Origin of the sequence: Pseudomonas sp. R2-37-08W, assembly GCF_003851705.1 — a bacterium.
Lineage (GTDB): Bacteria > Pseudomonadota > Gammaproteobacteria > Pseudomonadales > Pseudomonadaceae > Aquipseudomonas.
This window is the reverse complement of sequence record NZ_CP027728.1, coordinates 5,659,807-5,673,820: the sequence shown is the minus strand read 5'-3', so window position 1 is coordinate 5,673,820 and position 14,014 is coordinate 5,659,807. Positions and strand designations below refer to the sequence as shown.

15 protein-coding genes are annotated in these 14,014 nt (G+C 61.9%); 3 read left to right on the top strand and 12 right to left on the bottom strand.

The window, feature by feature from the left end:
* Positions 1–42: 42 nt before the first annotated feature.
* The 5 genes from recG to exbB form a co-directional block, all read right to left on the bottom strand.
* Complete coding sequence (recG, locus tag C4J93_RS26360) at positions 43–2,118, bottom strand: ATP-dependent DNA helicase RecG (RefSeq protein ID WP_124368828.1); 2,076 nt, start codon at positions 2,116–2,118, stop codon at positions 43–45.
* 8 nt (positions 2,119–2,126) lie between these two features.
* Complete coding sequence (locus C4J93_RS26355) at positions 2,127–3,047, bottom strand: hydrogen peroxide-inducible genes activator (RefSeq protein WP_124368827.1); 921 nt, start codon at positions 3,045–3,047, stop codon at positions 2,127–2,129.
* A 159-nt stretch (positions 3,048–3,206) separates the two neighbouring features.
* The gene (locus tag C4J93_RS26350) at positions 3,207–3,953 is read right to left on the bottom strand and encodes an energy transducer TonB (protein WP_124364984.1); all 747 of its coding nucleotides are present in this window, start codon (positions 3,951–3,953) and stop codon (positions 3,207–3,209) included.
* The gene (exbD, locus tag C4J93_RS26345; RefSeq protein WP_003195519.1) at positions 3,950–4,375 is read right to left on the bottom strand and encodes a TonB system transport protein ExbD; all 426 of its coding nucleotides are present in this window, start codon (positions 4,373–4,375) and stop codon (positions 3,950–3,952) included. Before exbD ends, C4J93_RS26350 begins: the two co-directional genes overlap by 4 nt.
* A 6-nt stretch (positions 4,376–4,381) precedes the next feature.
* The gene (gene exbB, locus C4J93_RS26340; protein WP_124372289.1) at positions 4,382–5,350 is read right to left on the bottom strand and encodes a tonB-system energizer ExbB; all 969 of its coding nucleotides are present in this window, start codon (positions 5,348–5,350) and stop codon (positions 4,382–4,384) included.
* Positions 5,351–5,539: 189 nt separating this feature from the next.
* Here exbB and C4J93_RS26335 point away from each other — a divergent pair, with 189 nt between their 5' ends.
* The gene (locus C4J93_RS26335) at positions 5,540–6,391 is read left to right on the top strand and encodes an SDR family oxidoreductase (protein WP_124372288.1); all 852 of its coding nucleotides are present in this window, start codon (positions 5,540–5,542) and stop codon (positions 6,389–6,391) included.
* Between the two features lie 123 nt (positions 6,392–6,514).
* Here C4J93_RS26335 and C4J93_RS26330 read toward each other — a convergent pair whose 3' ends face one another.
* From C4J93_RS26330 to C4J93_RS26305, 6 genes are all read right to left on the bottom strand, one after another.
* Complete coding sequence (locus C4J93_RS26330; protein WP_124372287.1) at positions 6,515–7,258, bottom strand: hypothetical protein; 744 nt, start codon at positions 7,256–7,258, stop codon at positions 6,515–6,517.
* A gap of 56 nt (positions 7,259–7,314) precedes the next feature.
* Positions 7,315–7,695 carry a RidA family protein gene (locus C4J93_RS26325; RefSeq protein ID WP_003176922.1) on the bottom strand — a complete coding sequence of 127 codons (381 nt, stop codon included), beginning with the start codon at positions 7,693–7,695 and terminating at the stop codon, positions 7,315–7,317.
* A 39-nt stretch (positions 7,696–7,734) separates the two neighbouring features.
* Positions 7,735–9,840 carry a bifunctional GTP diphosphokinase/guanosine-3',5'-bis pyrophosphate 3'-pyrophosphohydrolase gene (gene spoT / locus C4J93_RS26320; protein WP_124364979.1) on the bottom strand — a complete coding sequence of 702 codons (2,106 nt, stop codon included), beginning with the start codon at positions 9,838–9,840 and terminating at the stop codon, positions 7,735–7,737.
* 60 nt (positions 9,841–9,900) lie between these two features.
* Positions 9,901–10,164 carry a DNA-directed RNA polymerase subunit omega gene (rpoZ, locus tag C4J93_RS26315; RefSeq protein ID WP_003176920.1) on the bottom strand — a complete coding sequence of 88 codons (264 nt, stop codon included), beginning with the start codon at positions 10,162–10,164 and terminating at the stop codon, positions 9,901–9,903.
* Between the two features lie 167 nt (positions 10,165–10,331).
* A complete protein-coding gene (gmk, locus tag C4J93_RS26310) occupies positions 10,332–10,952 on the bottom strand; it encodes a guanylate kinase (protein WP_003213284.1) in 621 nt (206 codons plus the stop codon).
* Positions 10,953–10,962: 10 nt separating this feature from the next.
* Positions 10,963–11,826 carry a YicC/YloC family endoribonuclease gene (locus tag C4J93_RS26305; RefSeq protein ID WP_124372286.1) on the bottom strand — a complete coding sequence of 288 codons (864 nt, stop codon included), beginning with the start codon at positions 11,824–11,826 and terminating at the stop codon, positions 10,963–10,965.
* A 184-nt stretch (positions 11,827–12,010) separates the two neighbouring features.
* Here C4J93_RS26305 and rph point away from each other — a divergent pair, with 184 nt between their 5' ends.
* Together rph and C4J93_RS26295 are read left to right on the top strand one after the other, a co-directional pair.
* On the top strand, positions 12,011–12,733 hold the full coding sequence (rph, locus tag C4J93_RS26300) for a ribonuclease PH (RefSeq protein WP_124368821.1): 723 nt from the start codon (positions 12,011–12,013) through the stop codon (positions 12,731–12,733).
* Between the two features lie 22 nt (positions 12,734–12,755).
* Positions 12,756–13,127, top strand: a complete 372-nt coding sequence (locus tag C4J93_RS26295) for a DUF4870 domain-containing protein (protein WP_124364976.1) — start codon at positions 12,756–12,758, stop codon at positions 13,125–13,127.
* A gap of 58 nt (positions 13,128–13,185) precedes the next feature.
* On the opposite strand, the gene C4J93_RS26290 is transcribed toward C4J93_RS26295, so the two are convergent.
* Positions 13,186–13,965 carry an exodeoxyribonuclease III gene (locus C4J93_RS26290; protein ID WP_003195493.1) on the bottom strand — a complete coding sequence of 260 codons (780 nt, stop codon included), beginning with the start codon at positions 13,963–13,965 and terminating at the stop codon, positions 13,186–13,188.
* Between the last annotated feature and the right edge of the window lie 49 nt (positions 13,966–14,014).

Genomic DNA, 14,014 nt, shown 5'->3' with positions numbered 1-14,014 from the left:
ACCAGCTTGGTAGAGGTGTAGGTCGGATAAGTGAGTCGGCTGTCACACTTGGCCGTATTGCTGCCCGTGCCGCAGCCAGCGGTTGAGCAGCGGGCTGACATGCTCAGGCCAGCGTTCCAGCAGCGCCTGCGCCGCATCGCGCACTGCGGGCAACAGGTCAGCGTCGCGCATCAGGTCGGCGACCTTGAATTGCAGCAAACCGGTTTGGCGGGTACCGAGCATTTCTCCCGGGCCGCGCAGCTCGAGGTCTTTTTCGGCGATGACAAAGCCGTCGTTGGTTTCGCGCATGATGCCCAGCCGTTGGCGGCCGATCTGCGACAGCGGCGGGTGATACAGCAGCACGCAATGGCTGGCGGCGCTGCCTCGGCCGACGCGGCCGCGCAATTGATGCAGTTGGGCCAGGCCCAGGCGTTCGGGGTTCTCGATGATCATCAGGCTGGCGTTGGGCACGTCCACGCCGACTTCGATCACGGTAGTGGCCACGAGCAATTGCAGGTTACCGGCCTTGAACTCGGCCATCACTGCGGCTTTTTCGGCAGGTTTCATACGGCCGTGGATCAGCCCGACCTTGAGCTCGCCGAGGGCACTGGTGAGGTCTTCATAGGTGGTTTCGGCAGCCTGGCAGGTCAGCTCCTCGGACTCTTCGATCAGCGTACACACCCAGTACGCCTGGCGGCCTTCGGCGCAGGCGCCGCGCACGCGTTCGATCACTTCGACGCGGCGCGTGTCGGTGACCAGCACGGTGTTGACCGGCGTACGGCCGGGGGGCAGTTCGTCGAGGATCGAGGTGTCGAGGTCGGCGTAGGCACTCATCGCCAGGGTGCGTGGGATGGGCGTGGCGGTCATGATCAGCTGGTGCGGGTTCATGCGCCCACCCACGCCTTTCTGGCGCAGGGCCAGGCGCTGTTGCACGCCGAAGCGGTGCTGTTCGTCGATGATCACCAGGGCCAGGTTCTTGAACTGCACTTCATCCTGGAACAGCGCATGGGTGCCCACCACCATCGGTGCGCCGCCGGCAATCTGCTCCAGCGCCGCTGCGCGCGTCTTGCCCTTGAGCTTGCCGGCCAGCCACGCGACTTCCAGGCCCAGCGGCTCGAGCCAGCGTTTGAAGGTGATGAAGTGTTGCTCAGCGAGAATTTCCGTGGGCGCCATCAACGCGACCTGATAACCGGCTTCCAGGGCCTGCAAGGCGGCGAGGGCGGCGACCACGGTCTTGCCCGCGCCCACATCGCCCTGGATCAGGCGCAGCATCGGTTCCTGCTGGCTGAGGTCGTAGGCGATTTCGTTGCCGACGCGTTGCTGCGCGCCGGTCGGTGCGAAGCCCAGGTTGGCCAGGTATTGCGCGGGCAGGCGCGTGGCTTTGGGCATCGCCGGTGCGCGCAGCGAGCGCATGCTTTCGCGCAGGCGCTGCTGGGACAGTTGATGGGTCAGCAGTTCTTCGAAGGCCAGGCGATGCTGCGCCCAGTGATGGCCGAGGGCGAGTTCGTCGACATCGGCGTCGGCCGGTGGGTGATGCAGGTAGCGAATCGCATCCGCCAGAGGCGCCAGTTGATAATCGCGGGCCAGCTCCAGCGGCAACCAGTCGGGCAGGCTTTGCGGGCCGAGCATCGTCAGGGTTTGCATGCACAACTGGCGCAGGCGTTGCTGGGTGAGGCCTTCGGTCAGTGGGTAGATTGGCGTGAGGGTGGTGTCCACCGGCGGCGGTTCATCGCCGGTAATGGCGCGGTACTCCGGGTGGTAGATCTCCAGGCCCGAGGCCCCCGGACGCGCTTCGCCGTAGCAACGCACGCGGGTGCCGCGCTTGAGGCCTTCTTTCTGCGCATTGCTGAAATGGTAGAAGCGCAGACTCAGGCCACCGGTGCCGTCCTGCAGGCGCACCACCAGGCTGCGGCGCTTGCCCATCACCACGTCGGCGCCGCTGACGGTGCCTTCGATCACCGCGTCCTGGCCGGGACGCAAGTGGCCGATGGGCACGACGCGGGTGCGATCCTGATAGCGCAGCGGCAGGTGGAACAGCACGTCCTGAAGGTTTTCCAGGCCGACCTTGGCGAGTTTCTCGGCCATGGCCTCACCGACACCCTTGAGTGCCGTCACCGGCACCTGCGACAGCTCAGTCATACCGTTACTCAGCTCGCAGCAGACGGTTTGGCCACCGAGCACAGGCGGATCGAGTCGGCGAGGATCTCGATGGCTTTTGGCCGTGGAAAGCTGGCGCGCCAGGCGATTGCCACGGTACGGAAGGGCACCGGCGGCGTAAGTGGGCGCACTTCGATTACGCCGGGGGCGTAGTGATGGCTGTCTACCGCCGACAACGGCAGGATCGAAATACCCAGGCCGGACGCGACCATGTGGCGAATAGTCTCCAGGGAGCTGGATTCCACCGTGGTGTGCTTGGCGCCGTCGTTGCCTTTGGTCAGGGTCGGGCAGGCTTCCAGCACTTGGTCGCGGAAGCAGTGGCCTTCGCCGAGCAGCAGCAGGCTCTTGTCATTGAGCAGGCCGGCGTCGATGGTTTCCTTCTGGGTCCACGGGTGCGAGGCGGGCATCAGTACGTAGAACGGCTCGTCGTAGAGCGGCAGGGTCAGCACGTCCGCCTCGTTGAACGGCAAGGCGATGATGATCGCGTCCAGCTCGCCGTTGCGCAGTTTGTCGCGCAGCACGTGGGTGAAGTTTTCTTCGATATACAGCGGCATCTGCGGCGCGACGCGGTGCAGTTGCGGGATCAGATGGGGAAACAGGTACGGGCCGACGGTGTAGATGGCGCCGACCTTGAGCGGTGCGGTCAGCTGGTTCTTGCCGGCCTGGGCCAGCTCGCGAATGCTTTGCGCTTGTTCCAGCACCTTCTGGGCCTGGGCAACGATGCCTTCGCCCACCGGGGTGAGGCGCACGGCGCTCTTGCTGCGCTCGAAAATCAGCACACCGAGTTCGTCTTCGAGCTTTTTCACGCCCACCGACAGCGTCGGCTGGCTGACGTGGCAACGCTCGGCCGCGTGGCCGAAGTGCTGTTCTTGGGCGAGGGTCACGATGTAGCGTAATTCTGTAAGAGTCATAGCGGGCGTCCATGAGGTTGCGGGCCAAGCATACCGGCTGCAATCGATAGACGCACGTTATCAGAACTTTGCTGGGGATTGAGCGAGGACTGTCGGTAATTTTGCTGATTCGCTGCCGCTGAATGTGGAAAGGAGCCAGCCCCCTTCCACATTGCCCTGCTAGCGGCGACGTTTATCGATGTTGTAAACGAACGGTGCGACGAGCTCCACACTGCCGTTTTTCAACAGGTCGGCCGGTGGTTTGGGCAGGGGCTGAGCCTTGCGGATCATCTCCAGCGTGGCGCGATCCAGGTCGGCGTTGCCGGAGCGGCCCTCCAGCTCGTAGGACAGCACATTGCCTTCGCCGTCGACCACGAAGCGCAAGCGGTTCATGCCTTCCTTGCCACGTTGCTGGGCGCCCGGCGGGTACTTCTTGTACTTCTGCAGGTGCGCCAGCAGGGTGCTTTGCCAGGAGGCCTGGGCGGCAAGCTGTTGCGCCGACGGGCCGGGAGCGGGCTGGGCGGATTTCTGCGCAGGCGCGTTGCTCGGCGGCGTGTCGCTCGGTGGCTCCTCGGAAGGTTTCTCCTTGGGCGGCTCGGGCTTTTTCTCCACCGGCTTGGGCGGTTGTGGCTTGGGTTTGGGCTTGACCGGCTTAGGCACCTGGATCGTCGGCTTGGGCGCCTCTGCCAACTTCGGCAGCGGCAGCTCTTCGACCGGTGGTGGCGGTGGCGCAACGACCTTGGGCGGTGCAGGCGGCGGCGGTGGCGCCGGCAGCGGCGCCAGGTCGATGACCATCGCGGCCGGAGGCAACGGGATCGCCTGGGGCGCGGACCATTTAAGCGCGATGATGATCGCGACGGCGTGCACGCCCAGCACGACTGCGAGGCTGCTGCCATAACGCGTCAGTTTGTGGCGCGTCGTGATCATTTCTTGGCTGCCGTCTCAAGTCCGACCAGGCCTACCTTGAGGTAGCCGGCTGCCCGCAAGGCGTCCATCACGCTCATCAGGTCGCCGTAATCCACGCCCTTGTCGGCCTGGAAGAAGATGGTCGTGTCTTTTTTGCCTTGGGTCTTGGCATCGAGCACCGGCCCCAGGGTTTCAGCCTTGACTTCTTCTTCGCCCAGGAACAGGCGCTGGTCGGCCTTCACGCTGAGAAAAATCGGCTTCTCCGGGCGTGGCGCCGGCTTGGCGCTGGACGCGGGAAGGTCAACCTTGATGTCCACGGTAGCCAATGGTGCCGCCACCATGAAGATGATCAGCAGCACCAGCATCACGTCGATAAACGGCGTGACGTTGATTTCGTGATTCTCGACGAGCTCGTCGTCGCCTTGATTCAAATGCAGGCCCATGGCCGATTACCCCACTTTCACCATGTGCGGTTGCGAGCTGCGCTCGTTAGGCAGGTGATCGAGGTCGCGGCTGACCAGCAGCAGGACTTCTGCCGACGCGTCCGATACCTGGGCCTTGTAGCCGGCGATCGAACGGGCGAAGACGTTGTAGATCACCACCGCTGGGATCGCGGCAACCAGGCCCAGGGCCGTAGCCAGCAAGGCTTCGGCGATGCCGGGAGCAACCACGGCGAGGTTGGTGGTCTGGGTTTTGGCGATGCCGATGAAGCTGTTCATGATGCCCCACACGGTACCGAACAGGCCGACGAAGGGGGCGGTGGAACCGATGGTCGCCAGCACGCCGGTGCCGCTGCTCATGTTGCGACCGCACGCGGCCACCAAGCGCTCCAGGCGGAAGCTGACGCGTTCCTTGATGCCTTCTTTTTCGCGAGTGTTGGCCGACAGGCGCATTTCTTCCAGGGCGTCATGCACTAGCAGGTTGGCCAGGGTGCCCTTCTTGGTGGCGGTTTCACTCGCTTCCTTGAGGGTGGCGGCCTTTTTCAAGTGGACGATTTCAGTGCGCAGACGACGCTTGGCGCCCAGCAGCTCGAAGCCTTTGGCGATCCAGATGGTCCAGGTAATGATGGAGGCGATAGCCAGGCCGATCATCACGGCTTTCACCACCACGTCGGCGTTCTGGTACATGCCCCACGGGGACAGGTCATGGGCCATGCCCAGGGTGTTGTCTTCTTCCAGCACTACCCCAGTGCCGTCGGCAGGAGCTGCAGCCTGGGCCGGGTCGGTTGGCGCGGCGGCAGGCGCAGCCGGGGTGGCGGTATTCTGCTCGGCAGCGGCTGGCGCGGCAGGTGCGGTGGCATCAGCGAAGGCGGCGGTCGGCGCCAGCAGTACGCTGAACAGCATCGCAGCAATCGCACGCCAGGCGCGGGATGGGCTGTGAGGCTTGGTTGGCGAAGCGGGGTTTGTATGACATGTCATGCTGGCCGGACCTGAGAGAAAATAATGGGTGATCGTCCTGCCAGACCCCTGTGGGTCGAGGACAAATGGGCGGTTATTATTGCAAGTAATTCTTGTTAACTAAAGTGGCACTGTTACTTTATTTCGCTTTTTACTGGCCGTTGATCCTCTCGCGCGGCTAATCTGCGCCTTTGAGAATGGAGTTTTATGATGTCTGCGCCTTCTGTTGTGATTGCCGGTTGCGGCGATGTGGGTAGTCGGCTGGCTAGCCAATTGCTGGCCGCAGGATGGGAGGTGCATGGCCTGCGCCGCGATATTTCGCGCCTTCCCGTCGGCGTGATCGGCATCGCCGGTGATCTGTTCGATAAAGCCTGTCCCGATACCTGGCCGATCGGCGGGGTGGATTACCTGGTGTACTGCGCTGCGGCCACCGACCACGATGAGGCTGGTTACCGCGCTGCCTACGTGCAGGGGTTGCAGCATGTGCTGGAGTGGCTGGGCGATTACGGCCAGACGCCCAGGCATTTGCTGTTTGTGTCCAGCAGCAGCGTATATGGGCAGCAGAATGGCGAGTGGGTCGACGAAACCTCTGAAACTCAGGCGAAGGGTTATTCCGGCCAAGTCATGCTCGAAGCCGAGCAAGTGGCACTCAATAGTGGCATCCCCGCGAGCGTCGTGCGGCTGACCGGCATTTATGGTCCAGGCCGCGAGTGGCTGCTGACACAGGTTCGGCAGGGTTATCGCGTAGCCGTCGACCCGCCTTTATATGGCAACCGGATTCACGCCGATGACGCTGCGGGCGTGTTGGCGTTTTTGTTGCGGCATGTGGAGCAGGGCGGTTCGCTGGACAAGGTGTATATCGGGGTCGACGATGCGCCGGCGCCATTGGCCGAGGTGGTGGGTTGGTTGCGCGAGTATCTGGGCGTGACGGAGTGGTCCGAGGACGCCAGTGTGCGGCGTGCGGGCAGCAAGCAGTGCAGCAATGCGCGCATCAAGGCGCTGGGCTGGAAGCCGACCTATCCGACTTATCGCGAAGGCTATGCCGCCATTTTGAAAGGTTGAACGACGGACAAAATGTGGGAGGGGGCTTGCCCCCGATAACGGTGTGTCAGCCAAAGAGAGGTTGACTGAAGAAACGCTATCGGGGGCAAGCCCCCTCCCACATTTGGATCTGTGTCGCAGCGGTTATTGTTTTTCAAGCAGCCATTGGCGCGGGCCCGGCGTGAACTGAGGCACTTCATCCGCCTGCGCGGTGTTGATCGCCTGGAAGATTTCCAGCTGCTTGCCTTTGCGCGCAAAGATCCACGGGTTGCCCACGCCATTCTCCTGCAGCCAAAGGCTGTCGTAGCCGCCGCTCATGGAGGCGCAATCCCCGGCCAGGCACAGCGAATACTGATCAGCGCCAGGCAGGCCGGCGACTTTGCCGTTGGCCTGGAACTGTACCGTGGCGCCATTACCGACACCGTCGGTGATCTTCCAGTCTCCGCCCAGGTACGCCGCATAAAGCGCCCGCTCGAAGTTGGCGCCCAGTGGCGCGCCCTCCGGAGCCGGGTCCTGGGAGCGCGTGAACAGTTGCTCAGGCTCGTTGTCGTTGGCCACCTGCAGCAGCTTTTTGCCTCTACGCTTGAGCTCGGTGGCAGAGCTGCCGTAGAAGTCCACGCTCCAGGCGCCGGGCTTTTGCGCCAGCAACTTGCCTTCCGCCACTTCAAAACCGTTGTAGTAGCGTGCCTGCAAGGCCTTGGTGTTGACCTCCCATTCGAGGTTCGGGCCAAAGGTCTGCAAGGCTTCACGCAAAGGGCCGCCCTTGGCTGCCGCATCGATGGCGGCCTGGTTGATCCAGGTACCGCTCACATCCAGATTGGCAGGGTTGCTGGCACAGCCGCCGAGCAGCAAGGCGAGCAACGAAGAGGCAATAAGCGCTTTGCGCATGACTAAATCCTTCTGAAACAAAGTCGGCGCAGCGGTTGAGGCTGCGCCGGGTGCTTTTACTCGATGACCAGAATCGCGTCCATTTCAACCTGCGCGCCCTTTGGCAGGGCAGCGACGCCGATGGCGGCGCGGGCTGGGTACGGCTGTTCGAAGTACTTGCCCATGATCTCGTTGACCTTGGCGAAGTGGCTCAGGTCGGTCAGGAAGATGTTCAGCTTGACGATGTCCTTGAACGAACCGCCAGCCGCTTCAGCCACGGACTTGAGGTTTTCGAAGACCTGTACGGTCTGTGCTTCAAAGCCTTCCACCAGTTCCATGGTCTTTGGGTCCAGCGGGATCTGGCCGGACATGTAGACGGTATTGCCCGCCTTGATCGCCTGGGAATAAGTACCGATGGCGGCCGGGGCTTTGTCACTGGTGATTACTGTCTTGGTCATGAATGACTCCTTGTAATAGGCGATGGCTTGTTTGAAGAACTACGCACGCATGCGGGTGATGCGAATCACCCCGGTCAAGGCACGCAGTTTCTTGATCACACGGGCCAGGTGCACGCGGTCGTGCACGCTGACCACCAGCTGGACCACGCTGATGCGCCCATCGCGTTCGTCCATGCTGATTTTCTCAATATTGCCGTCGGCCGCGTTGACGCTGCTGGCCAGCAGCGCGATCAAGCCACGCTGGTGCTCCAGCTCTACGCGCAGCTCGACATTGAATTCGCCGGTGACATCCTTGGCCCACGAAAGCTGGATGCATTTTTCCGGGTTGTGCCGGATTTCGCTGATATTGCGGCAGTTGTCCAGGTGCACCACCATGCCTTTGCCCGCCGACAGATGGCCGACAATCGGGTCGCCCGGGATCGGTGTGCAGCATTTGGCATAGCTGAGCACCAGGCCCTCGGTGCCGCGAATCGCCAGCGGGCCTTCGGGGCTCGGCAGCTGTTCGCCTTCGCCGAGCAGGCGGCGTGCAACCACGTAGGCCATGCGGTTGCCCAGGCCGATGTCTTCGAGCAGGTCCTCGATGGTTTCCTGGCGGTACTCGTGAAGCATCGCTTGCACGCGCTCCTGCGGGACCTTGTCCAAGGCGCTGTCAAAACCGTTGAGCACCTTGTTCAGCAGGCGTTCGCCCAGGCTGATCGATTCGGAACGCCGCTGCAGTTTCAAAGCGTGGCGGATATGCGTACGCGCCTTGCCGGTCACCACGAAGTTGAGCCAGGCTGGATTCGGCCGCGCGCCTGGGGCACTGACGATCTCCACCGTGGAGCCGCTTTGCAGCGGTTCGGACAGCGGCGCGAGACGACGATTGATCCGACAAGCGATGCAGCTGTTGCCCACGTCGGTGTGCACGGCGTAGGCAAAGTCGACCGCCGTGGAGCCTTTGGGCAGCTCCATGATCCGGCCTTTGGGCGTGAACACGTAGACCTCGTCCGGGAACAGGTCGATCTTCACGCTTTCGATGAATTCCAGGGAGTTGCCGGCACGTTGCTGCATCTCCAGCACGCCCTTGACCCACTGGCGGGCACGGGCATGGGTGCCTTTGGGCTGCTCATCGCCGCTGGATTTGTACAGCCAATGGGCAGCGATGCCGTTGTTGGCCATCTCTTCCATTTCGCGGGTGCGGATCTGGATCTCGATCGGCACGCCGTGCATACCGAACAGCGTGGTATGCAGCGACTGGTAGCCGTTGGCCTTGGGAATCGCGATGTAATCCTTGAAGCGCCCCGGCAACGGTTTGTACAAATTATGTACAGCGCCCAGTACGCGGTAGCAGGTGTCGACCTTGTCGACGATGATCCGGAACGCATACACGTCCATGATCTCGTTGAAGGCCCGACGCTTGCCGCGCATCTTCTTGTAGATGCCGTAGATGTGTTTCTGCCGTCCGCTGACTTCGCCTTCGATCTCGTCGATCGCCAGGCAATGGCTCAGGGACTCTTCGATCTTGTTGACGATTTCCTTGCGGTTGCCCCGGGCGCGCTTGACCGCCTGGTAGATGCGCGCCGAGCGCATCGGGTGCATGGCCTTGAAACCGAGGTCTTCGAACTCGATACGAATGGCATGCATGCCCAGCCGGTTGGCGATGGGCGCGTAGATTTCCAGGGTTTCCTTGGCGATTCGCCGGCGTTTTTCGCCGGAGAGCACTTCCAGCGTGCGCATGTTGTGCAGTCGGTCGGCCAGCTTGACCAGGATCACGCGGATATCGCGGGCCATGGCCATGGCCATCTTCTGGAAGTTTTCCGCCTGGGCTTCGGCCTTGGTCTCGAAGTTCATCTGGGTCAGTTTGCTGACCCCGTCGACCAGCTCGGCCACGGTTTCGCCAAATTGCGCGCTGAGCGCTTCCTTGGCGATGCCGGTGTCTTCGATCACGTCATGCAGCATCGCGGCCATCAGGCTCTGATGGTCCATGTGCATGTCGGCCAGGATATTTGCCACCGCAAGAGGATGGGTGACATACGCCTCGCCACTACGACGGCGTTGGCCGTCGTGAGCTTGCTCGGCGTAGAAATACGCTCGGCGGACCAGGTTGACCTGGTCGGGGCCGAGGTAGGCCGATAAGCGATCGGCGAGGGCGTCTATGCTCGGCAAAGTGTGAACTCCTGCCGAAGGCTGTGACCCCGCGCCGTGCTACGTCGACCAGGCATAGGCTTAGACGGCCTCGTTGGACTCGTCCTCGAACGCTGCGAACAGCGGTTCGTCTTCAACGATTTCAGCGTTGGCGATGAACTCATAGCTCATCAGGCCTTCTGCGATTTCACGCAGGGCTACAACGGTAGGCTTGTCGTTTTCCCACTGGACCAGGGGCTCTTTGCCGCCAGTGGCCAGTTGACGGGCACGCTTGGTAGAGAGCATGACCAGCTCAAAGCGGTTATCCACGTGTTCTAGGCAGTCTTCAACGGTTACGCGGGCCATGGTATTCCTCGGAGCGAATGCAAGATGCGCGCTGCCCGGTTGGGCGAGCGGACTGAGCAGTTTAAAAAATCACCAGCGTTTAGGGAAGCGCTGATTTTTCGCAGACCCTGGCAAAACCGCTGCAAGTGCCAATGTAAAGCCCTCGCAGCGGTTTTGGGAAGGGCCAATCAGCCGAGCAGTTCGGCGAGTAATTTGCCGAAACGCTGTTGTTGACGCTTTTGCTGCAGCTGGTTGGCGCGGAAAATCGCCTTTAAATCATCCAGCGCGTGGGCAAAATCGTCGTTGATGATCAGGTAGTCGTAGTCGACGTAGTGGCTCATTTCGCTGACGGCTTCACGCATGCGGCCTTCGATGATCTCGTCGCTGTCCTGGCCGCGGTTGGTCAGGCGCTGGTGCAGGGCTTCAAGCGAGGGCGGCAGGATGAAGATCGAACGCGCCTTGGGCATCAGCTGGCGCACTTGTTCGGCGCCCTGCCAGTCGATTTCCAGAATCAGGTCATGGCCTTCATCCAGCGTCTGCTGCAGATGGCTTTGCGAGGTGCCATAGAGGTTGCCGAATACTTCGGCGCGCTCCAGGAAGTCACCGTGCTCGATCATCTTGACGAACTCGGTACGCTCGACGAAGTGATAGTGCACGCCGTTCACTTCACCCGGGCGCATGGCGCGCGTGGTGTGGGAAACCGAGATGCGGATCTGCTCGTCAGCGTCGGTCAGGGCCTTGACCAAGCTGCTCTTGCCCGCGCCCGAAGGGGCGGAAATGATGTAAAGGGTGCCGGTGCTGTGGGTCATGGAGGGTGCCTTACTCAATATTCTGTACTTGTTCGCGCATTTGCTCAATCAACACTTTGAGGTTGACCGCAGCCGTGGTGCTGCGCGGATCGAACGCTTTGGAGCCCAGTGTATTGGCTTCGCGGTTGAGTTCCTGCATCAGGAAGTCCAGGCGCCGACCGGCGGCACCACCGGACTTGAGCACGCGGCGCACTTCGAGGATGTGGGTGCTCAGGCGATCGAGCTCTTCGGCGACGTCGCTCTTTTGTGCCAGCAGGACCATTTCCTGCTCCAGACGCACGGGGTCGAGGTCGGCCTTCATGTCGGCGAAGCGATCCAGGACCTTCTGGCGCTGGGTGGCGAGCATTTGCGGCACCAGCTCACGCAGGGTGACGACGTCTTCTTCGATTGAGCTCAAGCGCTCGCTGATCAACCGCGCCAGCTCGGCGCCTTCACGCTCGCGGCCGGCCTTGAGCTCCTTGAGGCCCAGGTTGAACAGGGCCAGGGCCTCGGCGTTGAGGGCTTGCGGGTCGGTGGCGTCGGCCACCAGCACGCCCGGCCAGGCCAGCACTTCCAGGGGGTTCAGCGCGGCCGGCTGTTTGATCAGGCTGGCGATGGTTTCAGCGGCGGCCACCAGTTGCGCGGCGCGGTCGCGGTCGACCTGCAAGGGTTTGCCGGTGGTTTCTTCGGTAAAGCGCAGGGTGCATTCCAGCTTGCCGCGGGAAATGCCCTGGCGCAGCGCTTCACGCACGGCGCCCTCGAGGTCGCGGAACGACTCCGGCAGGCGCAGATGCGGCTCCAGGTAGCGGCTGTTGACCGAGCGCAGTTCCCAGCTCAGGGTGCCTTGTACGCCGGCTTTTTCGACGCGGGCGAAGGCGGTCATGCTGTGCACCATGGAGGTACCTCGCGTTACAGTCCCGCAAACACGGGCTGATGGTTAAGAAGGCGCCGGATTGTAGCGCAGTGGGACGAGCGCGCCCAAACCCGACTATTCGTAACCGGATTTTAAGAAGTGCCCCGAATCGGTTGGCGGCTCTATAATGCTCGGCAGTTTTTCGTCCTCAGTACAGGTATTCCCTATGAAACGTCCAAGTGGTCGCGCTGCCGATCAGCTCCGCTCGATCCGCATCACCCGCAACTACACCAAACACGCCGAGGGATCCGTACTGGTCGAGTTTGGCGATACCAAGGTCATCTGCACCGTCAGCGTCGAGAACGGCGTGCCGCGCTTCCTCAAAGGCCAGGGCCAGGGTTGGTTGACCGCTGAATACGGCATGCTGCCGCGCGCCACCGGCGAACGTAACCAGCGTGAAGCCAGCCGTGGCAAGCAAGGCGGGCGTACCCTGGAAATCCAGCGCCTGATCGGCCGCTCCCTGCGCGCGGCCCTGGACATGACCAAGCTGGGCGACGTGACCCTGTACGTCGATTGCGACGTGATCCAGGCCGACGGCGGCACCCGCACCGCCTCGATCACCGGCGCCATGGTGGCCCTGGTTGACGCACTGAAAGTGATCAAGAAGCGTGGCGGCCTCAAAGGCGGCGACCCGCTCAAGCAAATGATCGCCGCCGTCTCGGTGGGCATGTACCAGGGCGAGCCGGTGTTGGATCTGGACTACCTGGAAGACTCGGCCGCCGAGACCGACCTGAACGTGGTCATGACCAGCACCGGTGGTTTCATCGAAGTGCAGGGCACCGCCGAAGGCGCGCCATTCCAGCCAGCTGAACTGAACGCCATGCTGGCCCTGGCGCAGAAAGGCATGAACGAAATTTTCGAACTGCAGAACGCCGCACTGGCTGACTGAGCCGGTCTCAAGGAGAAACGCCATGAATGACAACAGCCAAATGCCGGTGCCTGCGCCTTCCTATGAAGTGCGGCAGGGGGCAATGTTGTGCCATCTCGCGGCGTTTCTGGGATTCGTGTTCCCCTTCGGCAGCGTTGTGGGGCCACTGATCCTGTGGCAGATGAAGAAGGAGCAGGATGCGTTTATTGATGATCAGGGCAAGGAAGCCCTGAATTTCCAGATCACCGTCGCCATCGCCTGGATCGCTTGCATCGTGCTGGCCTTCGCAGTGATTGGTTTCTTCCTGATGATTGCCCTGGCGATTGCCACGGTGGTGCTGACCATCATCGGCAGTATCAAGGCCAACAAGGGGATCGCCTATCGCTATCCTCTGACCTGGCGTCTGGTCAAATAATAGCCATCCACAAAAAAACCGACATCGCTGTCGGTTTTTTTGTGCCTGGAAAAAGACCTCAGATGGTCAAGGTCCAGTCGTAGTCCACGATCAGTGGCGCGTGCTGCGAGAAGCGCGGCTGGCGCGGCAAGCGGGCACTGCGTACGAACCGGCGCAGACCCGGGGTCAGCAGCTGGTAGTCGAAACGCCAACCCAGGTTGAGCATTTCAGCCTGTTCGTTATCCGGCCACCAGCTGTACTGGTCGCCTTCGCGGCTGACTTCGCGCAGGGCGTCGACATAGCCCATGTTGCCGACAATCTCGTCCATCCAGGCCCGTTCCGGCGCCAGGAAGCCAGGGGATTGCTGGCTGTCGCGCCAGTTCTTGATATCCAGCTTCTGTTGCGCCACGTACAGCGAGCCACAATAAATGTACTCGCGACGTTTGCGTCGCTGTTTATCCAGATAACGGGCGAAGTCGTCCATTAGCTTGAATTTCTGGTTCAAGTCTTCATCGCCGTTCTGCCCCGAAGGAAGCAGCAAGGTCGCGATGCTGACCTTGTCGAAATCGGCTTGCAGGTAGCGCCCGTAGCGGTCGGCTGTCTCGAAGCCGAGGCCGCTGATGACCGCCTTGGGTTGCAACCGCGAGTACAAAGCCACGCCACCTTGGGTGGGTACTTCGGCATCGCAGGCATAAAGGAAGTAGCCATCCAGTTGGAAGGCTGGGTCGTCCAGTTCAAAGGCGGAGGCGCGGGTGTCCTGCAGGCAGATGACGTCGGCATTCTGTGCTTGCAGCCAACTGAGCAAACCACGCTCGACTGCAGCCTGAATACCATTAACGTTCACACTGATGATCCGCATAAATGGCCCCAAAAATCGCGTGCGTGTATGATACACGCCGTCTACCTAA